This window comes from Paenibacillus sambharensis, from assembly GCF_003233845.1.
Taxonomy (GTDB): Bacteria; Bacillota; Bacilli; order Paenibacillales; family Paenibacillaceae; genus Paenibacillus_I; species Paenibacillus_I sambharensis.
In genome coordinates this window covers 1-14,913 of the sequence record NZ_QKRB01000053.1, presented here as the reverse complement: position 1 = coordinate 14,913, position 14,913 = coordinate 1, and the positions used below count along the sequence as shown (strand labels likewise).

Genomic DNA, 14,913 nt, shown 5'->3' with positions numbered 1-14,913 from the left:
GAAGGTTTCAGCTATGGAAACTCTTATGGTAAGCATCAGCTGCAGGGTTAACGACCGTTCCTCGCCGGAGGGCGGATTGACGGGCCAATGTCCGCGCGTACTGCAGAAGCCAGGAGAGGGACCGAAGCTCGCCCTTGTGGTCTCCCAGCTTGCGGAAGAAGGTTCTTCCCGGTTTCGAATTGGCTTCAATAAACCACAGCCGACCATCCGGCTCAATTCCAAAATCCAGTCCCAGCTCGGCAAACCGGCCATAGGATTGCTCCAGGTTCCGGGCTGCTTGCAGTGCGCTCGTAATCATGTGTTCCTTTAGTTCTCCAGCTTGTTGTCTTCCAAATTGCTTGGTTAGAAAAGGGTCTAGCGGATGGGCGGAACCTCCGCCGTGCAGGTTGGCTGTCATCGTTCCAGGCGCACCTTGCCGGGCAGTTGTACCCGAAATGCGCCAACGGCCGGTGCCATCCTTTTGTACCAGTACGCGGACATCATAAGGCTCCCCGGCGGCCGTCAACAGGTTTAGTAAAGGCTGGACCAGATACGGCACACGGGAAGAGTGGCTGCCGATCCAAGCCAGAAGCCTGGCATGATCCTTTACTATCATTGTATAGGGCTTATTAAGATGGCTTCTCCCTCTAACCAGATAACCGTCGTGTAAGGGTGCCTGCTGAATAGCGATGGTTCCTTTCCCCTGCATACCGCTTGAAGGCTTCAAGAACACCCCAGTCGGATAACGGGCAAGCATTCCTTCCAACCCGCTTGCTGAGTCCGCGCGCAGGATCTTGGTAGGAGGGATCAAGCTCAGAAGCTCCTGATTACCGGCAAGCTTACGGTAAACTTCACGTTTTCCGGGAAGGGGAGAGCCGTTAAGTGTTATGGTGCCGAGACGTTCTAGCTGCTGCAGGGTATGCCTGGCAGTAGCCCTGTCAGTGGCATTGCGGCTGAAATGCCGGTCATATACGATATGCGGGGTACTGGTCAGGTGCCTCACCCAAACCCCTTTATGCAGAGTAATACCATCGATCTGCCCCGTTATAGGATTGTAAGCGGCAGGGTGGAAGACAACAGTTTCCCAGCCGTTCGCCTTAGCGTTCAGAGCGAGCAGGCGGCATAAGCGTTCCTCCGGTACTTTGAACGCAGTGGAGATGCCGCAAGCAGTAGTAATGGCCGACATAATACCAAGCAGCTTCAGCATTGGAGCCGCCATCTGCTAAAACCCGGCCAAATGTCTGGCATACTGGAGCATAATGCGTACGGATGGCCGGATACCCTTGTCAGTCAAAGGTGTATTGTCATTCTTGGAAGGCTTGGAATTTACCTCCAAGAGCCAAACGCGTCCATTTACATCCATAGCCAGATCGATGCCAAGCTCTCCAAAATGCGCGGGGATATGCTGATCAACGCCCACCGCAATATCCAGCGCCGCCCGGTTCAGGCGGGAGGAGGCATCTTTCTTTGCTGAAGAAGCTACATTAGACTTAGCAATGGCTTCCTTGACCGTGCTCAAGCTGCCGCCCCTCGCAAGGTTGGAGACGAAATGCTGCCCGCCGGCTACTCTGGCTACAATGGAAGTTACAGCCCACTTACCGGTTGCATTCTTCTGAACAAGTGCCCGAAAGTCAACCGGACGTTTCTGGATATCAATTAGCTGCAGGCCTTGTTGGATTTGATATTTGACGGTCTTCATCTTCCCAGAGATGCTGGCAAACAGCTTGAGCAGACTGGTATAATGCTGCTTGCGTGTGCCCCCAACAGTGGCATGCAGGGCGTTGTAACCGCTGGAGGAGGCTTTTGTAACCTTAATAATGCCTTTGCCCAAGCTTCCCCGAACCGGCTTAAGGAAGACGGAGCTGTAACGGCTGCACATCGCTTTAAGAATTGTGAAGTTTCGCAGTAAATGCGATTCGGGTAAATAGCGGTGCAGTGATGAGTCGTGTTTCAGGGCATCGAACACTTCGGATTTATCCAGGAACTTTTCATTGAATACCTGGGTTCCGTAACGGGATTTTACTTCTCTCCAGAAATGTTGTACGCTGGATTTGTTCTCGAGCTTACGGGTTGTAAGACGGTTGTTCAGCACATCGGCAACAGGAACTTTCATGCGGCGCCATCCATGACCGTACACCCATGCTTCGAGTGAACTGGAGCTGTTAATATGGCTCGGAGTAAAGAAATAGACATGGGCACCCTGCGTTTCACAGGCGTCCACCAATTCCTTGCAAAACTGAGTGATGGCTCCAAAGGGACGGTCCGGTGTTTGCGGATAATCCCGACTAACCATCACGCCAATTAACGGGCCAAGCGACAAGGTCTGCATAGATGGCCGATACTGCATACGAAGGGTAAGGTTTCTTGCCAGCCCCATCCTTCTCGCGAGGCTGTGGCTGATTCTTAGCCCGTCATACCGCTGGACGGAAATGATTTTGACATGCTGGCGGTAGGAACCGAATTTGAGCCACACCGGCTGCCCCTGCGGTATTTTCCAATGCTTCACGTAAGCTTCGCCGAGCATAAGCGTATCGTCCGGAATTATTCCGGAGCTGACAATTTGAACGGCCAATTTAGATTTTTGCATCTTGGTCTCCTTCCAACCGAACAGGCTGCGCCTTACCAAGGCGCTAATAAGGAGGGTTGGGGCATTTTCACGAATTTACTTCATCATATGAGGACATCTATCCCTTGGAGACTGTCCGCCTATAATCGTTGCGCCTATTGGCTATACGGCTTGGGATGGGGACCATCACGAGCTGTCATCATGTTTCTATAGAGAAAGAAGGATTGATATGCAACCCTGGTTATTCATACTTGTTAATATGGCAGTCGCGGCCTTTGTAGGCGGACTGACGAATCACTTTGCGATTAAGATGCTGTTTCACCCAAGACAAGCCATTTACTTGCTGGGAAAGCGGATCCCGTTCACACCGGGCTTGATTCCCAAACGCAAGTCGCAGATTGCTGAATCATTGGGCGATGTTGTGGCTTCCTATCTGGTAACAACCGAGGGGCTGCGTGAACTGCTGGAACAGGAGAAGTTCCGGCAAGCGGCAGCAGACAAGCTGAATGACAAGCTGACCGAGATTGCCCGGATGGAGCCTGGCTTAACTTTGCAGGCGATCGGAACCAAGTACTGGGGCGAAGAGGGTTGGACTGCCAGAAAGGCTGAATGGTCCGGTACCATTCGCGACTATCTTCACAACGGACTTGATCAAGTTTGGACAAACCGGGGATGGTCATCCCGAACTATTGCCGAGACCGTACCTGGCTGGTCGGGAGAGACAATAATCAACTGGTCTCAAATGGCAGAGAATATGATTGTGAATGCGCTGCGGGAGGAAATTCTCTCGCCGCGTGGCCAACGTCTTCTCCGCCAGCTGGCTTCCGGTATGCTGGATAAGGCAGGCGGATTCCTCGGCGCGCTGGCCGGCATCTTCATGGATGAGGACAAAATGATTGAGCGGTTAACCCCTATACTGCTTGAACAGCTGGGAGGGGAGACGGTCCGTACGGCTATCAGGGGCATGATAGCCAAGCAGCTGGAAGCGGCCGGCGGCTGGACGCTTGAGCAGACGGTCAGCCGCTTCGCAGCTGGCGAGGAGCCGCTTGTCTGGATGAAGCTCAAGTTAGATGCTGTACTGCGGCTTGAAGAGCGATTTGAGCAGCTGGAAGCTTATGATATCAGCCAGTGGCTTCTCCGCAACGAGGACTTGTGGCGCAAATGGGTGCAGACGGTTCTGGGAGCTTCCTTCAACCTTCTGAATCGCAATATGCACACCATTATTGAAGCAATCGAACTGCCTTCCTTGGTTAAGCAGCAGGTGGAGAAATTTCCGATTGAGCGGCTTGAGCATATTATATTAAGTGTGTCAGGCAAAGAATTCAAAGCCATTACTTGGCTTGGTGCCGTGCTTGGCGGCCTGATCGGTTTATTCCAGTCCATCTTTATACTCTGGATTATGTAGCCGGGATGGCCCATATGAGCCTGCAAGAAGCACTTGCTTGTACATATTTGTTGACTCTTCGGAATAGGATGATAGCGGGGCATTAGGGAATGCTTAGCGAAAGTTCGCGTGAAGGAGAGTGAATGAATGGTGAACAAGCGTAAAGCCAAGCATGCATTGTTCGCGATAGCTTCATTGGCGATGCTGTTTTATGGATTACCGAGGATTGAGCTAGGTGAGGGATTTACACTGCAAAATGTTTTTGGCGCGATATGGGTAGGCTTCGCCATGATGGTGGCTGCGGCCCATCTTCATATGCTGTTCAATGTCAGTGAAGAGACCAGTCGTCATCTAACCAGTGTGAAGAGAAAAAAATATGCCATGTGGCAGCAGACGATCGAGAGACGCTTTAACCGATAAGGTTGAAGCGTCTCTTATAATTTAATCAGCTATATAGGGATAGTTGGGGAGAGGGGGATTTTATCCCAAGTTTTTGGCTGTTATACCTCTCATCCGCCTTTTGGTCACTATCCCGTTGGGTAAGGAATGGATGGGATGATCCATGTCCACTAAAAGCCGGTAGATTCACCCCGATCCGCCTGGTTTAGGCAGCTGCCAGTGTCTCTTTAAGGGTGAATTCAAGCTAAATCAATAATTAATGATATTGGGTGCCCATAAAATCTATAAATATTAATTAAACATGATGATTGGTGTGGGATTGGTGTGGGATTGGTGGTTCTTGAAGGTTCAAGCAGGTGAACGAACACCAGGGGCCATTATCCCGTTGTGTAAGGTAGATAAGGCTGAAATGTGAAATGGGGTGTCATTATCCCGTTCCGTAAGGGGAAAGGCCAAAGCAAAGACATTAATCACAACGTCAAGCGGTTGCTTGCATCACATTGTAAACTCGAAGGCTTGGTGCTCTCTCTTTCCCGATCAGCTGCGGATAGGTGATTACTGGTACGCGCGAACAGTAGGAAATAAGCGTGGGGGCAGGCAGTTCTTCACGCTCAACAGCGTTAATTCGAAAAGCATATTCGTTAAGGTATGCATGAAGATATTTTGTTCCGAGGCCATGATAGGCGTCGTTTAATGTACTTGATGCCTGCTTGAGCACTTGTCTTAGAGGCCAGAAGCGAAGCTGGTAGACCAGCTGATGTCCGCCGTTAATGACGGTTGCGGAAGGGTCAATGTAACGGTGGACGAATTGTTTGACATCGGGTTGAACATAAGCGGTTTGTAGATAAGGGAACTGGGTTTCGCCGGCAGCGGGTACCGGTTCACTCTTGAATTGAACGATATGGTCCCCGGTCGAAGTTTGAGCTGCAAGAAGCACACGATGATTCTGATGCTTAACATTATATAGACTATAAAACCGTGAGCAATCAACCCTCACAACATTCGAGAGCCGGATCTGGCTTTCAGCCGTCGTGATGGCATGTCTAAGCTTGTGAAGGATAAGCCAAGCGGTTTTGTATGTAACCTGGATAAGACCTGCCAGTTTTATAGCGTTAATTGAAGCAGAGGAATGGCAGATGCTGTAGATAGCAAAGAACCATTTCAGCAATGGCGTACGGCTGCCTTCCATTACTGTACCAGCTGTGAGCGAAGTCTGGCGATGACAGGCTGTACACTCGTACAGGGGGAGACGCCGAGTCTGCAAGGTGTAAGCAGAATGATGCCCGCAGCGGGGACAACGAAACCCTTCGGGCCATTTTGCACAGTAAAGAGCTGCTGCGCAGTCGGCCTCCGTCTGGTATAACTCCGTAAAAGAATTATCAGTTCCGCAAGTCATCTTAAACATCCTCCGTCACAATATAGAACAAATGTTCCTATCTAATTATACCAAACATGTGTTCTTGTGTCAAAGTGCTGTTCGGATGACTTTCACTCAGTGAGTCTTCTTACGGAGGACAAAGAATGGCTGTAAATTACCTGTACAAAGGGGATAGTGGATATGTCAGTTTGGTGTGCGAGGGTTTGCGCGCAGGATTCATAGACATGCGGAAGATGCTATGCGTTACGGTTAGGGTAAATACAACTACTTACGGAATGGGATAACGGCCCAAAGCCGAAAAAGGGGCTTACAGCAGTTCAACAGTCTGCAGTTCAACAGTCTGCAGTTCAACAGTTTCAGCAGGGGGCCTTACAGAAAGGGATAGCGATCAAAAGAGGATGGGGCATCCAGTAGTCCGTAAACTGACAGTTTGAGCGGGAGCCTTATTAAAGGGGATAACGGCTAAAAGGATGAGCAGATAGCACTTCATCTATACCTATAAAGTCACTTACGGAACGGGATAAAAACTAAAAGGGCATGAACGCCCAGAAGTCCAGAAGCCCAGATACCAAGATACCAAGATACCAAGATACCAAGATACCAAGATGCCAAGATGCCCAGCCCTCGGCACCCTAAAATAAAGAGAAGCCGAGCGGCTTCCTATTTTGCCGGATGAACAAACAGAAACCGTCGGCATTCCGGTCGAGGGATGGACGGTTTACGGTTCGTTCATTGGAGATGGGCAGATAGTCCTGAGATGTTTAGAGGAAATTTCAAATGATAGCTGACCTCGTCACGGGTGTCCTGGATAATGGATAACTCACCGTGGCATCGCTTGATTTGTTTGGCCAATCGTTTGGCAGCAGGCGGTAAGCCCGGCGCTTTGGAGGCATGAGCCGCATACGGATCAACCGGCTTAGTCATTCGGATCTGGAGCTGGTCGGTTTGTTCAAATACAGCCAGTTCCAGCTGTCGCAGATTGTAGGGCAGGTTCATCGTTTCATCCAAGATCAAATCAATCAGCTGGCTGGTGATTTCGATCATATCCAGCATACGAATATCCGTTTTCTGCTGCGGGAGTTTATCAATCTTTACCTGCATGGAAATCCGGTGTTCGGCAGCGAGTGCAGTTTTGGCCTGAATTAATGCCGCTAACGCCGGTATAGTCATGGCATCTCTTTGTTCGCTCAGTGCCTGAATATCCTCGACCACTTCTTCCATATAGGCTTCAAGCTGCTTTCTCTTGTTCAGCTTCAGCATGGCATGCATCGTTTGAACATGGTTGACAAAATCATGGCGCTGGCTGCGGTAGGCCGTAAACAGCTGCAGAAGATCTCCTACATAAACTGTACGAGCCCGGTCCACGGCTTGTTTACGGCTGAGCAGCAGCAGCTTCACGGATATGCCAGTAACTGCGACAATAGACAGAATGCCGGCTATGAAGAGGATGTCCCGGTAGCCTTGCTGTCCGAACATGATGGTCGTAACGTAAAAAATGATCAGCACGATCAGCTGCGCGGTTATCAGCATAATAAACAGGAGCAGATACCCATCCCGTGCCTCTGCTATAAGCAGCGCTGTCCGTTTCCCCGGAAAGAAGCTGTACCGGTGCATCAGCCAGGCAATTAAGACAAATAATCCGAAGAAGGGCCACATAATGAATTTATAGTAGAAGGGCCCTGTGACCAGCAGTTCGTAAGGAATAAGCGGTCTGGTCAGAAGCAGGCTTGCAAACTCCGATAAAATGGTTGAGCACAAGATACCGGCAGCAAGCAAAGCGATGATGCGCCAGCTGTACCGCCTGAAGAACAAATAGAGCATCAGGGTGGTCAGCGTGGTAGAGAAAAGCATGTGCACCGGTGTTTCCAAATTCATGAAGCTGAAGTTGAGACTGAATGCGAGTGCGATGGAAAAACCCAGGCAGCGCGCGACCAGCCTGTCGGGCAGCAAACCGAAGAACACCAGTACGAAGCATATGGAGCTGAACGCTTGCGGTACCGACAGGAGGAGTGCTACTTCAATGGCATGCTTGAATGGTTCCATCCTAATCCCTCCTCTTCCTATCAGCCTGCTGCCCCTGCTTCAGATGGAAGCCGGATGACAAACGAAATTCGCTGTTCAGGCTGCTGGCATACTTCCAATCGTCCGCCGTACTGGTGGACAAGCTTCAGAACAATCGGAAGGCCAAGACCCGAATGGCTGTCTGCCTTGGTGCTGAAGCCTGGAGTGAACATCTGCTGCTTATCCTCCTCCGATAAAGGCCGTGAGGTGTTGGTGACCGTAATCAGCAGTTCATCCGCTCTGCTCCCCGCATGCTTATCCACATCGACATATACGCGTACAAACCGCTGTACAGCAGGAAGCTTAACGACCTCGTCGAAGGCGTTATTCAGAAGGTTGCCGATAATCCGCACCAGATCACTGTTTTTACCCGGAAATATAGCTTCGACTTCAGGAACGATCCGATATTCATAATGAATCTTGTGGTCCACTGCCGTTGCTATCTGTGCATGCAGGAAGGTCTCCAGCGCCGAGGCAGGTGCAGCGTGTTCATCGGGATTTACGAGCCGGATTTCTTGTGCCGTCCATTCCATGTAACGCTGGAGCTCCTGCAGATCATTATTCTTCAAGAGGGTATACATATGCTGCACATGGCCGATAAAATCATGCCGCTGGCCCCGAATGCTGCTAAACACCTGCATTAGATCATTCACGAACGCCCTCTCAGTTGCTTCGGCTGCTTCGTTGCGGGTACGCACCATTACTTTCAAGGTTAGGAACGCAGCAGCAACGATAACTGCCAGTCCGATGCCAAATGCTATCTTCGGTAGTGATTCGCCGTTTGAGCTGTAACGGGTTAGAATAAAGAGGATGAGCATTTTTAATTGTATAGCGAGAAGTAGTAGTATATAGATAGCAGGTGTATGTTTGCGGGCTTGTTTCTTCATTGCACTGCACTCCTTCTGCCCGTGGGATGCTTTTCTACATCCTTAAGCATTCGCAGGACCGGAGAATCAATTTCCAGAAAAGTCTAATAATGTCGAATGTCAGGCCCGGCTATATAATACTTTACTTTCTTTTTGCAGAATTGAAAATGATTTTTTGTAAGAGCAAAAATGCAAGTGAAAGCTACAGGAGGGGTTGACGGTTGTCGCCACTAGATCCGCGCGGGGACGCGCTTACGAAGCATGAAATGATACTCAATCATATTAAGGACCTGGATATTGGCACCCGAATTTCCGTCAGGAGCATTGCCAAAGCGCTGAATGTGAGCGAAGGCACAGCATACCGCGCCGTTAAAGAGGCCGAAAATATTGGCTATGTCAGCACCAAGGAACGGATCGGCACGGTCAGGATCGATAAGAAGCAGCGGGGAAGGATGGACCGGCTGACGTTCGGGGATGTGGCCGATATTGTGGAGGGGCATGTGCTGGGCGGTGTACTTGGTCTTGGCAAGCCCCTGCATAAATTCGTCATCGGCGCGATGGAGCTGGATGATATGCTGACTTACATCGATACAGGCAGCCTCCTGATCGTCGGGAACCGGGAGAATGCGCACCGCAAAGCGCTTGATGAGCAGGCAGGCGTTCTTATAACAGGCGGATTTGATACGAGCAATGAGATTAAGCGCCTGGCCGATGAGAAGGGGCTTCCGATTATTTCCTCCAGACATGATACCTTCACGGTTGCCTCGATGATTAACCGGGCGATGTATGACCGTCTGATCAAGCGCAAAATCATGCTTATTGAGGACATCGTGACCTTCGGCAATATTACCGGTGTGCTCCGGCTCGGACAGACGGTGTCTGATTTTCAGCAAATGCTGCAGAAAACCGGGCATACCCGGTATCCCGTAGTGGATGAATGGAACAGGGTTATCGGCATGATTACGGCCAAGGATGTAGCAGGCTCGGAGCCTGGACAGACGGTGGACCGGCTGATGACACGCAGCCCGATCACCGCACATCCGACCATCCCCGTCGTGTCGGCAGCACATCGGATGATGAATGAAGGAATTGATCTGCTGCCGATTGTGGATAAGCACCGCAAGCTGCTTGCCGTCGTTTCCCGTGCAGAGGTAACGCGAGCGCTGCAGTTTGCCGGCAAGCAGAAGCAGACGGGTGAAACGTTTGACGACTTGATCTGGAGCGGCTTTCAGGAAGTGAGGGAGAATGAGGATACCCTTGCCATCTACAAGGGCAGAATCACTCCGCAGATGTCCGGGCCGCTGGGAACTGCTTCGGAAGGTGTGCTGGCAACGCTGCTGACGCAGGCTTCCCGGTCGCTGATCCGCGAGCTGGGCAGGCGCGACCATGTGGTGGAGAGCATGACTTCTTATTATGTCCGACCGGTTCAGATTGATTCTGAGGTTACAATTAAACCTAGCGTGCTGGAGCTCAGCCGGAAATCAGCCAAGGTGGAGATGGAGCTCCACGATGAGCACGGCATTGTCATTAAGGGAATGCTCTCCGCCCAGATGATTGAAACATCCTGACATTCAGGCTGCAGGACAAACAAATAAACCATCCGGGCGGATGGTTTATTTGCTGAATATGCTGTGGTTGCGGATACCGGCAAACAGGTTGAACAAGCCAAGCAGCAGAAAGACTGAGCCGATTACGACCCGCACGGTGTCGCCCGTAAACATGAGAATCTGGATGACCGCCATGAGAATCAGCATGATGCCCATATAGATATTCATCTTGGCGGCGTACAATGCCCTTACCTTGTGCTCGCTGCTCCTGCGGGCCTTCCAGCTGTTGTAAACGGACAGAATCAGTGCCAGAATAATGCCGGCAATTACAATCCATTGGATAATTTCCATGTTAATTCAAGCGCTCCTTCGGTCCCTGTATGGCTCCCATTGTAACAGAAACAGGGGACCGGCTCCAGCAGGGGCGGATCGTGACGTCAGGTTGGTCCTGCTGCTTTTGTCCTGCTGCTTCTTACTCTGGCGCCCGAGGTTCGGCCGTTACCCAGACGGTAAGCGTGTTGTCGACGACAAGGGCTGTCTTGATCTCAACCGTGTAATCGTTCCCTAGAACGGTGTAAACCTTCCGGTCCAGCAGCAGCCTTGCAAACCGGGCATCCGAATCAATCTCATAGATGCTGCGGCCTTCAAATACGGACAGATCTTCCTTAATGATTTTCCGCAGTGCTGCTTCAGTCGCCGCATCAAGGGAGCCCTGCTCGGTCTTCTCCGTCCTTCTTCTTTCAACATGAGTGTGGACGGTCTTGATAACGCTGTTCTGGTTTTTGTAGCGGTTCAGCTTGCGGATCTCCTGCTCATACTGCTCGAGCTTTACTTCCAGGTCGCCGTTCTGCGTCACGAGTGCTTCAAACTTGGCTACAAGTATTCCGTTATAGACTGCAGCGCCCACGATCATGCCCAGTATAAAGAGACCTGCGGAAGAGCTGAAGCGCCGGAAGCGTGCAAAGGGCGGGACTCTCATAAGCTACAGCGACTCCCTGCATATCCAGCGGATCAGCTCGGTTCCCATATGGGCGCCAAGAAAAGCGAAGCCGATAAACATAATCTGCTGCGCAACGGGAGACAGGTGTCCCTCCTGCATGTTATATTCGATTACCCGGACGGGGTCAATCGTGCCGCCGATGGCCACAACGATTGCCCAAATCTTCAGTCTCATGGCTGTGTCGTACATGGCCGTCGCGGCTGACCCGGATACAAGCACTGACCCGACGGCTGCCATCAGGGAGCCGCCAATAATAACGCCGAAGGCGATACAGAAATCCATTGCTGCTTTGGCGAGCACAAGATTCAATTTTTGCACCTCATTTCCCATCCTTCTCTCCGGCAGCCGCGGTTTGCGGTTCCCCGGTTTGTGTACATGCCCTGCTGCTATCATTCTATGGGCTTTGCGGGAGGGATTATGATAAAATAATTGGAAAAGCTGCGGATTGAAGAAGAGAGGTGCGGCGATGATTCCCAAACATGATTTTGTGCATCTCCACGTGCACTGCGAATACAGCCTGCTCGATGGCGCCGCCCGAATCCGGGACTTGACGGCCAGAGCGGCCGAGCTTGGCATGAAAGCACTGGCATTAACGGATCATGGTGTCATGTATGGCTCCATTCCTTTTTATATGGCCTGCAAGCGGCATGATATCAAGCCGATCATCGGCTGTGAAGTGTATCTGACGACAGGCTCCCGGCATGACAAGGGCACGAGGAAAGACAATCCGATCTATCATTTGATCTTGCTGGCGAAGAACCGGGAGGGCTACCAGAACCTGATGAGGCTGACGTCAATTGCCCATCTGGAGGGTTTTCACTATAAGCCGAGAATTGATCTGGAATCACTTGCCGCTCATTCAGAGGGACTGGTCTGCCTCAGCTCCTGCATGAATGGGGATATTCCACAGCATCTGCTGCATGACCGTTACGACGAAGCGAAGCGGGCAGCCCTGCGCTATAAGGACATGTTCGGAGATGACTTCTACCTTGAGCTGCAGGATCACGGCATACTCGACCAGAAGAAGGTCGCGGAAGGAATTATTCGTCTGGCAGAGGAAACGGGGATTCAGCTGGTCGCTACCAATGACGTGCATTATATCAGACAGGAAGACGCAGCGGTTCAGGATGTGCTGATCTGCATTGGAACTGGCAAGTCGGTAGAGGATGAAGACCGTATGCGGATCATGACCGACCAGCTGTACCTGAAGAGCGCAGATGAGATGGCGGGGCTGTTCCGCCATGTGCCCGAGGCTATCACCAATACGGTACGGATTGCTGAGAAGTGCGAGCTGGACCTGACCTTCGGGCGGGCTCTGCTCCCGTCCTTCGGCCCGATACCGGAGGGGATGGACTCGGCAGGCTACCTGCGGGCGCTATGCCGTGACGGGCTGGAGGCTCGTTACGGGGCAGCACCCGGCTGGGAGTCGGATGAAGGCTTCAGAGAGGAAGCCGAGCAGCGGCTGGACTATGAGCTGTCCGTCATTGAGAATATGGGCTTTAGCGACTATTTTCTGATTGTGTGGGATTTTATCCGGTTTGCGCATGAGCGCGGCATCCGGACAGGTCCTGGCCGGGGGTCTTCAGCAGGCAGTCTTGTCGCCTATACACTGTTCATTACCGATGTCGATCCACTTAAATACAAGCTGCTCTTTGAACGGTTCCTGAACCCAGAACGAATCAGTATGCCGGATATTGATATCGACTTTAATGACGAGCGCCGCGATGAGGTGATTGCCTATGTAGCGGCCAAATATGGCGAAGCGCATGTTGCACAGATCATCACGTTCGGTACGATGGCTGCCAAGGCGGCGGTACGTGACGTCGGCCGCGCGCTGGCCATCCCTTATGGGGAAGTGGACAGGGCGGCTAAGCTGATCCCTCATCAGCTCGGGATGACGCTGGAAGCGGCTCTACAGGCCAGTCCGGAGCTGCGCGAAGCCTGCGAACGGAGTCCAAAGACGGATGAGCTGATCCGCACCGCCATTAAGGTGGAAGGCATGCCCCGGCATGCCTCGACGCATGCGGCAGGCGTGGTGATATCCAAGGAGCCGCTGACTCATCATGTACCGCTGCAGAGCGGCGGCGAGGGCGTGGCGCTGACCCAGTACTCAATGGAGTACCTGGAGGCAGTGGGCCTGCTCAAGATGGACTTCCTAGGTCTGCGCACCCTGTCCATCCTGGAACGAACGCTGGCCTGGGTGAAGCAGCAGTATCATAGGGACGTCGATTTCCGTACGGTGCCGGATAACGATCCGGCGACTTATGAGCTGCTTGGACGCGGAGAGACAACGGGTATCTTCCAGCTGGAGTCTGCCGGGATGCGCCGGGTGCTGCGTGATTTGAAGCCATCCTCCTTTGAAGATATCGTATCCGTGCTGGCCCTGTACCGACCGGGCCCGATGGAATTCATACCGAACTACATCGCGGCCAAGCATGGACGCGAGGAAGTGGTGTATCCCCATCCGTCACTTGAGCCTGTACTGGGTGATACCTACGGCATTATTGTCTACCAGGAGCAGATTATGCAGATTGCTTCAGGTATGGCTGGTTTTACCCTTGGTGAGGCGGATCTCTTGCGCCGCGCCGTGTCGAAGAAGAAGCGCGAGGTTCTGGATGAAGAGCGCGCGCATTTTGTAGGCGGCAGCGTCAAGCAGGGCTTCACAGAGGAGGAGGCCAACCGGGTCTATGACATGATTGTCCGGTTCGCGGATTATGGCTTCCCGAGAGCCCATGCCGCTGCTTATGGAGTGTTGGCCTTCCAGACGGCGTGGCTGAAGACCCACTATCCGATCCCGTTCATGGCCTCCATGCTGGCTTCTGTGACCGGCAACCAGAGGAAAACGGCCGAATATGTCGATGAATGCCGCCGGATGGGGATCAAGGTTCTGCCGCCGGACGTCAATGAAAGCGGCGTTTCCTTCACGCCAGTGGAGGGGGCTGTCCGCTTCGGCCTCGCTGCGATCAAGAATGTCGGCTCGCAGGCCATTGAAGCCCTCCGCTCGGCAAGGGCGGACAAGCCGTTCGAGAGCATGCTGGATCTGTGCCGCAGGGTAGATTTGCGGGTAGTCAACAAGCGGGTACTGGAATCGCTTATCCAGGCGGGGGCCTGTGAACAGCTTGAAGGACACAGGGCCCAGCAGCTCGCTGTGCTTGATGAGACGATCGAAACGGCAGTGAAATGGCGCAAGGAGCGGGAAGAGCTGCAGATTGAGCTGTTCGGCTTTGATGAGGTGCAGAACTGGGATGTGGAGCTGCCGGAGGTTCAGCCTTTCACGCAGGGACAGAAGCTGGAGCTTGAGCGCGAGCTGCTCGGCCTGTATCTGTCCGGACACCCGCTCGATGAGCGGGAGCAGGAGCTGGAGGAGCTGGACCTGGAGCGGCTCAGCAATCTGACGGAGGCAGCCGATGAGTCACCGGCTGTAACAGCCGCCATGGTGGTATCCGTGAAGCCGTTCACCAGCCGCAAAGGTCAGGCAATGGGCTTCATCGAGCTGGAGGATCGCATCCTGCGCGTTGAAGGGGTCGTCTTCCCGAATACATGGAAGAAGGCGAAGGATGTTCTCGAGAAGGGACGGCTGGTGCTTGTCCAGGGAATCGTCCAGCAGCAGGAGGACGATTTCAAGCTGATCGTGGACGAAGCCGTCCCGCTGGATGGGCCGAACCTGGCGGAGCAGGTTCGGCGCCTGCAGCGGCAGGCGCGCGCGCGTGCGATGCGCGCGCGGCCGCAGGGC

12 protein-coding genes are annotated in these 14,913 nt (G+C 52.6%); 4 read left to right on the top strand and 8 right to left on the bottom strand.

Annotated elements, in window-relative coordinates; genetic code table 11:
- Positions 1–7 precede the first annotated feature (7 nt).
- Together DNH61_RS17730 and DNH61_RS17725 are read right to left on the bottom strand one after the other, a co-directional pair.
- Positions 8–1,186 (bottom strand): YheC/YheD family endospore coat-associated protein, encoded by a 1,179-nt coding sequence (locus tag DNH61_RS17730; RefSeq protein ID WP_181438766.1) that lies wholly within the window; start codon positions 1,184–1,186, stop codon positions 8–10.
- A 15-nt stretch (positions 1,187–1,201) separates the two neighbouring features.
- Complete coding sequence (locus DNH61_RS17725; RefSeq protein ID WP_111148024.1) at positions 1,202–2,566, bottom strand: YheC/YheD family endospore coat-associated protein; 1,365 nt, start codon at positions 2,564–2,566, stop codon at positions 1,202–1,204.
- Between the two features lie 208 nt (positions 2,567–2,774).
- Here DNH61_RS17725 and DNH61_RS17720 point away from each other — a divergent pair, with 208 nt between their 5' ends.
- Positions 2,775–3,950 carry a DUF445 domain-containing protein gene (locus tag DNH61_RS17720; protein WP_111148023.1) on the top strand — a complete coding sequence of 392 codons (1,176 nt, stop codon included), beginning with the start codon at positions 2,775–2,777 and terminating at the stop codon, positions 3,948–3,950.
- A 126-nt stretch (positions 3,951–4,076) separates the two neighbouring features.
- The gene (locus tag DNH61_RS17715) at positions 4,077–4,349 is read left to right on the top strand and encodes a hypothetical protein (RefSeq protein WP_111148022.1); all 273 of its coding nucleotides are present in this window, start codon (positions 4,077–4,079) and stop codon (positions 4,347–4,349) included.
- 457 nt (positions 4,350–4,806) lie between these two features.
- Here DNH61_RS17715 and DNH61_RS17710 read toward each other — a convergent pair whose 3' ends face one another.
- The 3 genes from DNH61_RS17710 to DNH61_RS17700 form a co-directional block, all read right to left on the bottom strand.
- Entirely contained in the window at positions 4,807–5,724 is a 918-nt protein-coding gene (locus tag DNH61_RS17710) for a transposase (RefSeq protein ID WP_181438765.1), read from the bottom strand.
- 711 nt (positions 5,725–6,435) lie between these two features.
- Positions 6,436–7,749 carry a Spo0B domain-containing protein gene (locus DNH61_RS17705; protein ID WP_111148020.1) on the bottom strand — a complete coding sequence of 438 codons (1,314 nt, stop codon included), beginning with the start codon at positions 7,747–7,749 and terminating at the stop codon, positions 6,436–6,438.
- Between the two features lie 20 nt (positions 7,750–7,769).
- Positions 7,770–8,654, bottom strand: coding sequence for a sensor histidine kinase (locus tag DNH61_RS17700; protein ID WP_111148019.1), 885 nt, complete (start codon positions 8,652–8,654; stop codon positions 7,770–7,772).
- 245 nt (positions 8,655–8,899) lie between these two features.
- Between DNH61_RS17700 and DNH61_RS17695 the strand changes: the two genes are divergently transcribed.
- Positions 8,900–10,201 (top strand): DRTGG domain-containing protein, encoded by a 1,302-nt coding sequence (locus tag DNH61_RS17695; RefSeq protein ID WP_111148313.1) that lies wholly within the window; start codon positions 8,900–8,902, stop codon positions 10,199–10,201.
- A gap of 45 nt (positions 10,202–10,246) precedes the next feature.
- On the opposite strand, the gene DNH61_RS17690 is transcribed toward DNH61_RS17695, so the two are convergent.
- From DNH61_RS17690 to DNH61_RS17680, 3 genes are all read right to left on the bottom strand, one after another.
- Entirely contained in the window at positions 10,247–10,531 is a 285-nt protein-coding gene (locus tag DNH61_RS17690) for a YtpI family protein (protein ID WP_111148018.1), read from the bottom strand.
- Between the two features lie 121 nt (positions 10,532–10,652).
- Entirely contained in the window at positions 10,653–11,159 is a 507-nt protein-coding gene (locus DNH61_RS17685; RefSeq protein ID WP_111148017.1) for a sporulation membrane protein YtrI, read from the bottom strand.
- A gap of 3 nt (positions 11,160–11,162) precedes the next feature.
- The gene (locus tag DNH61_RS17680) at positions 11,163–11,489 is read right to left on the bottom strand and encodes a YtrH family sporulation protein (protein WP_111148311.1); all 327 of its coding nucleotides are present in this window, start codon (positions 11,487–11,489) and stop codon (positions 11,163–11,165) included.
- Positions 11,490–11,646: 157 nt separating this feature from the next.
- Here DNH61_RS17680 and DNH61_RS17675 point away from each other — a divergent pair.
- The coding region (locus DNH61_RS17675) for a DNA polymerase III subunit alpha (RefSeq protein WP_111148016.1) at positions 11,647–14,913 on the top strand (3,267 nt) is incomplete at its 3' end.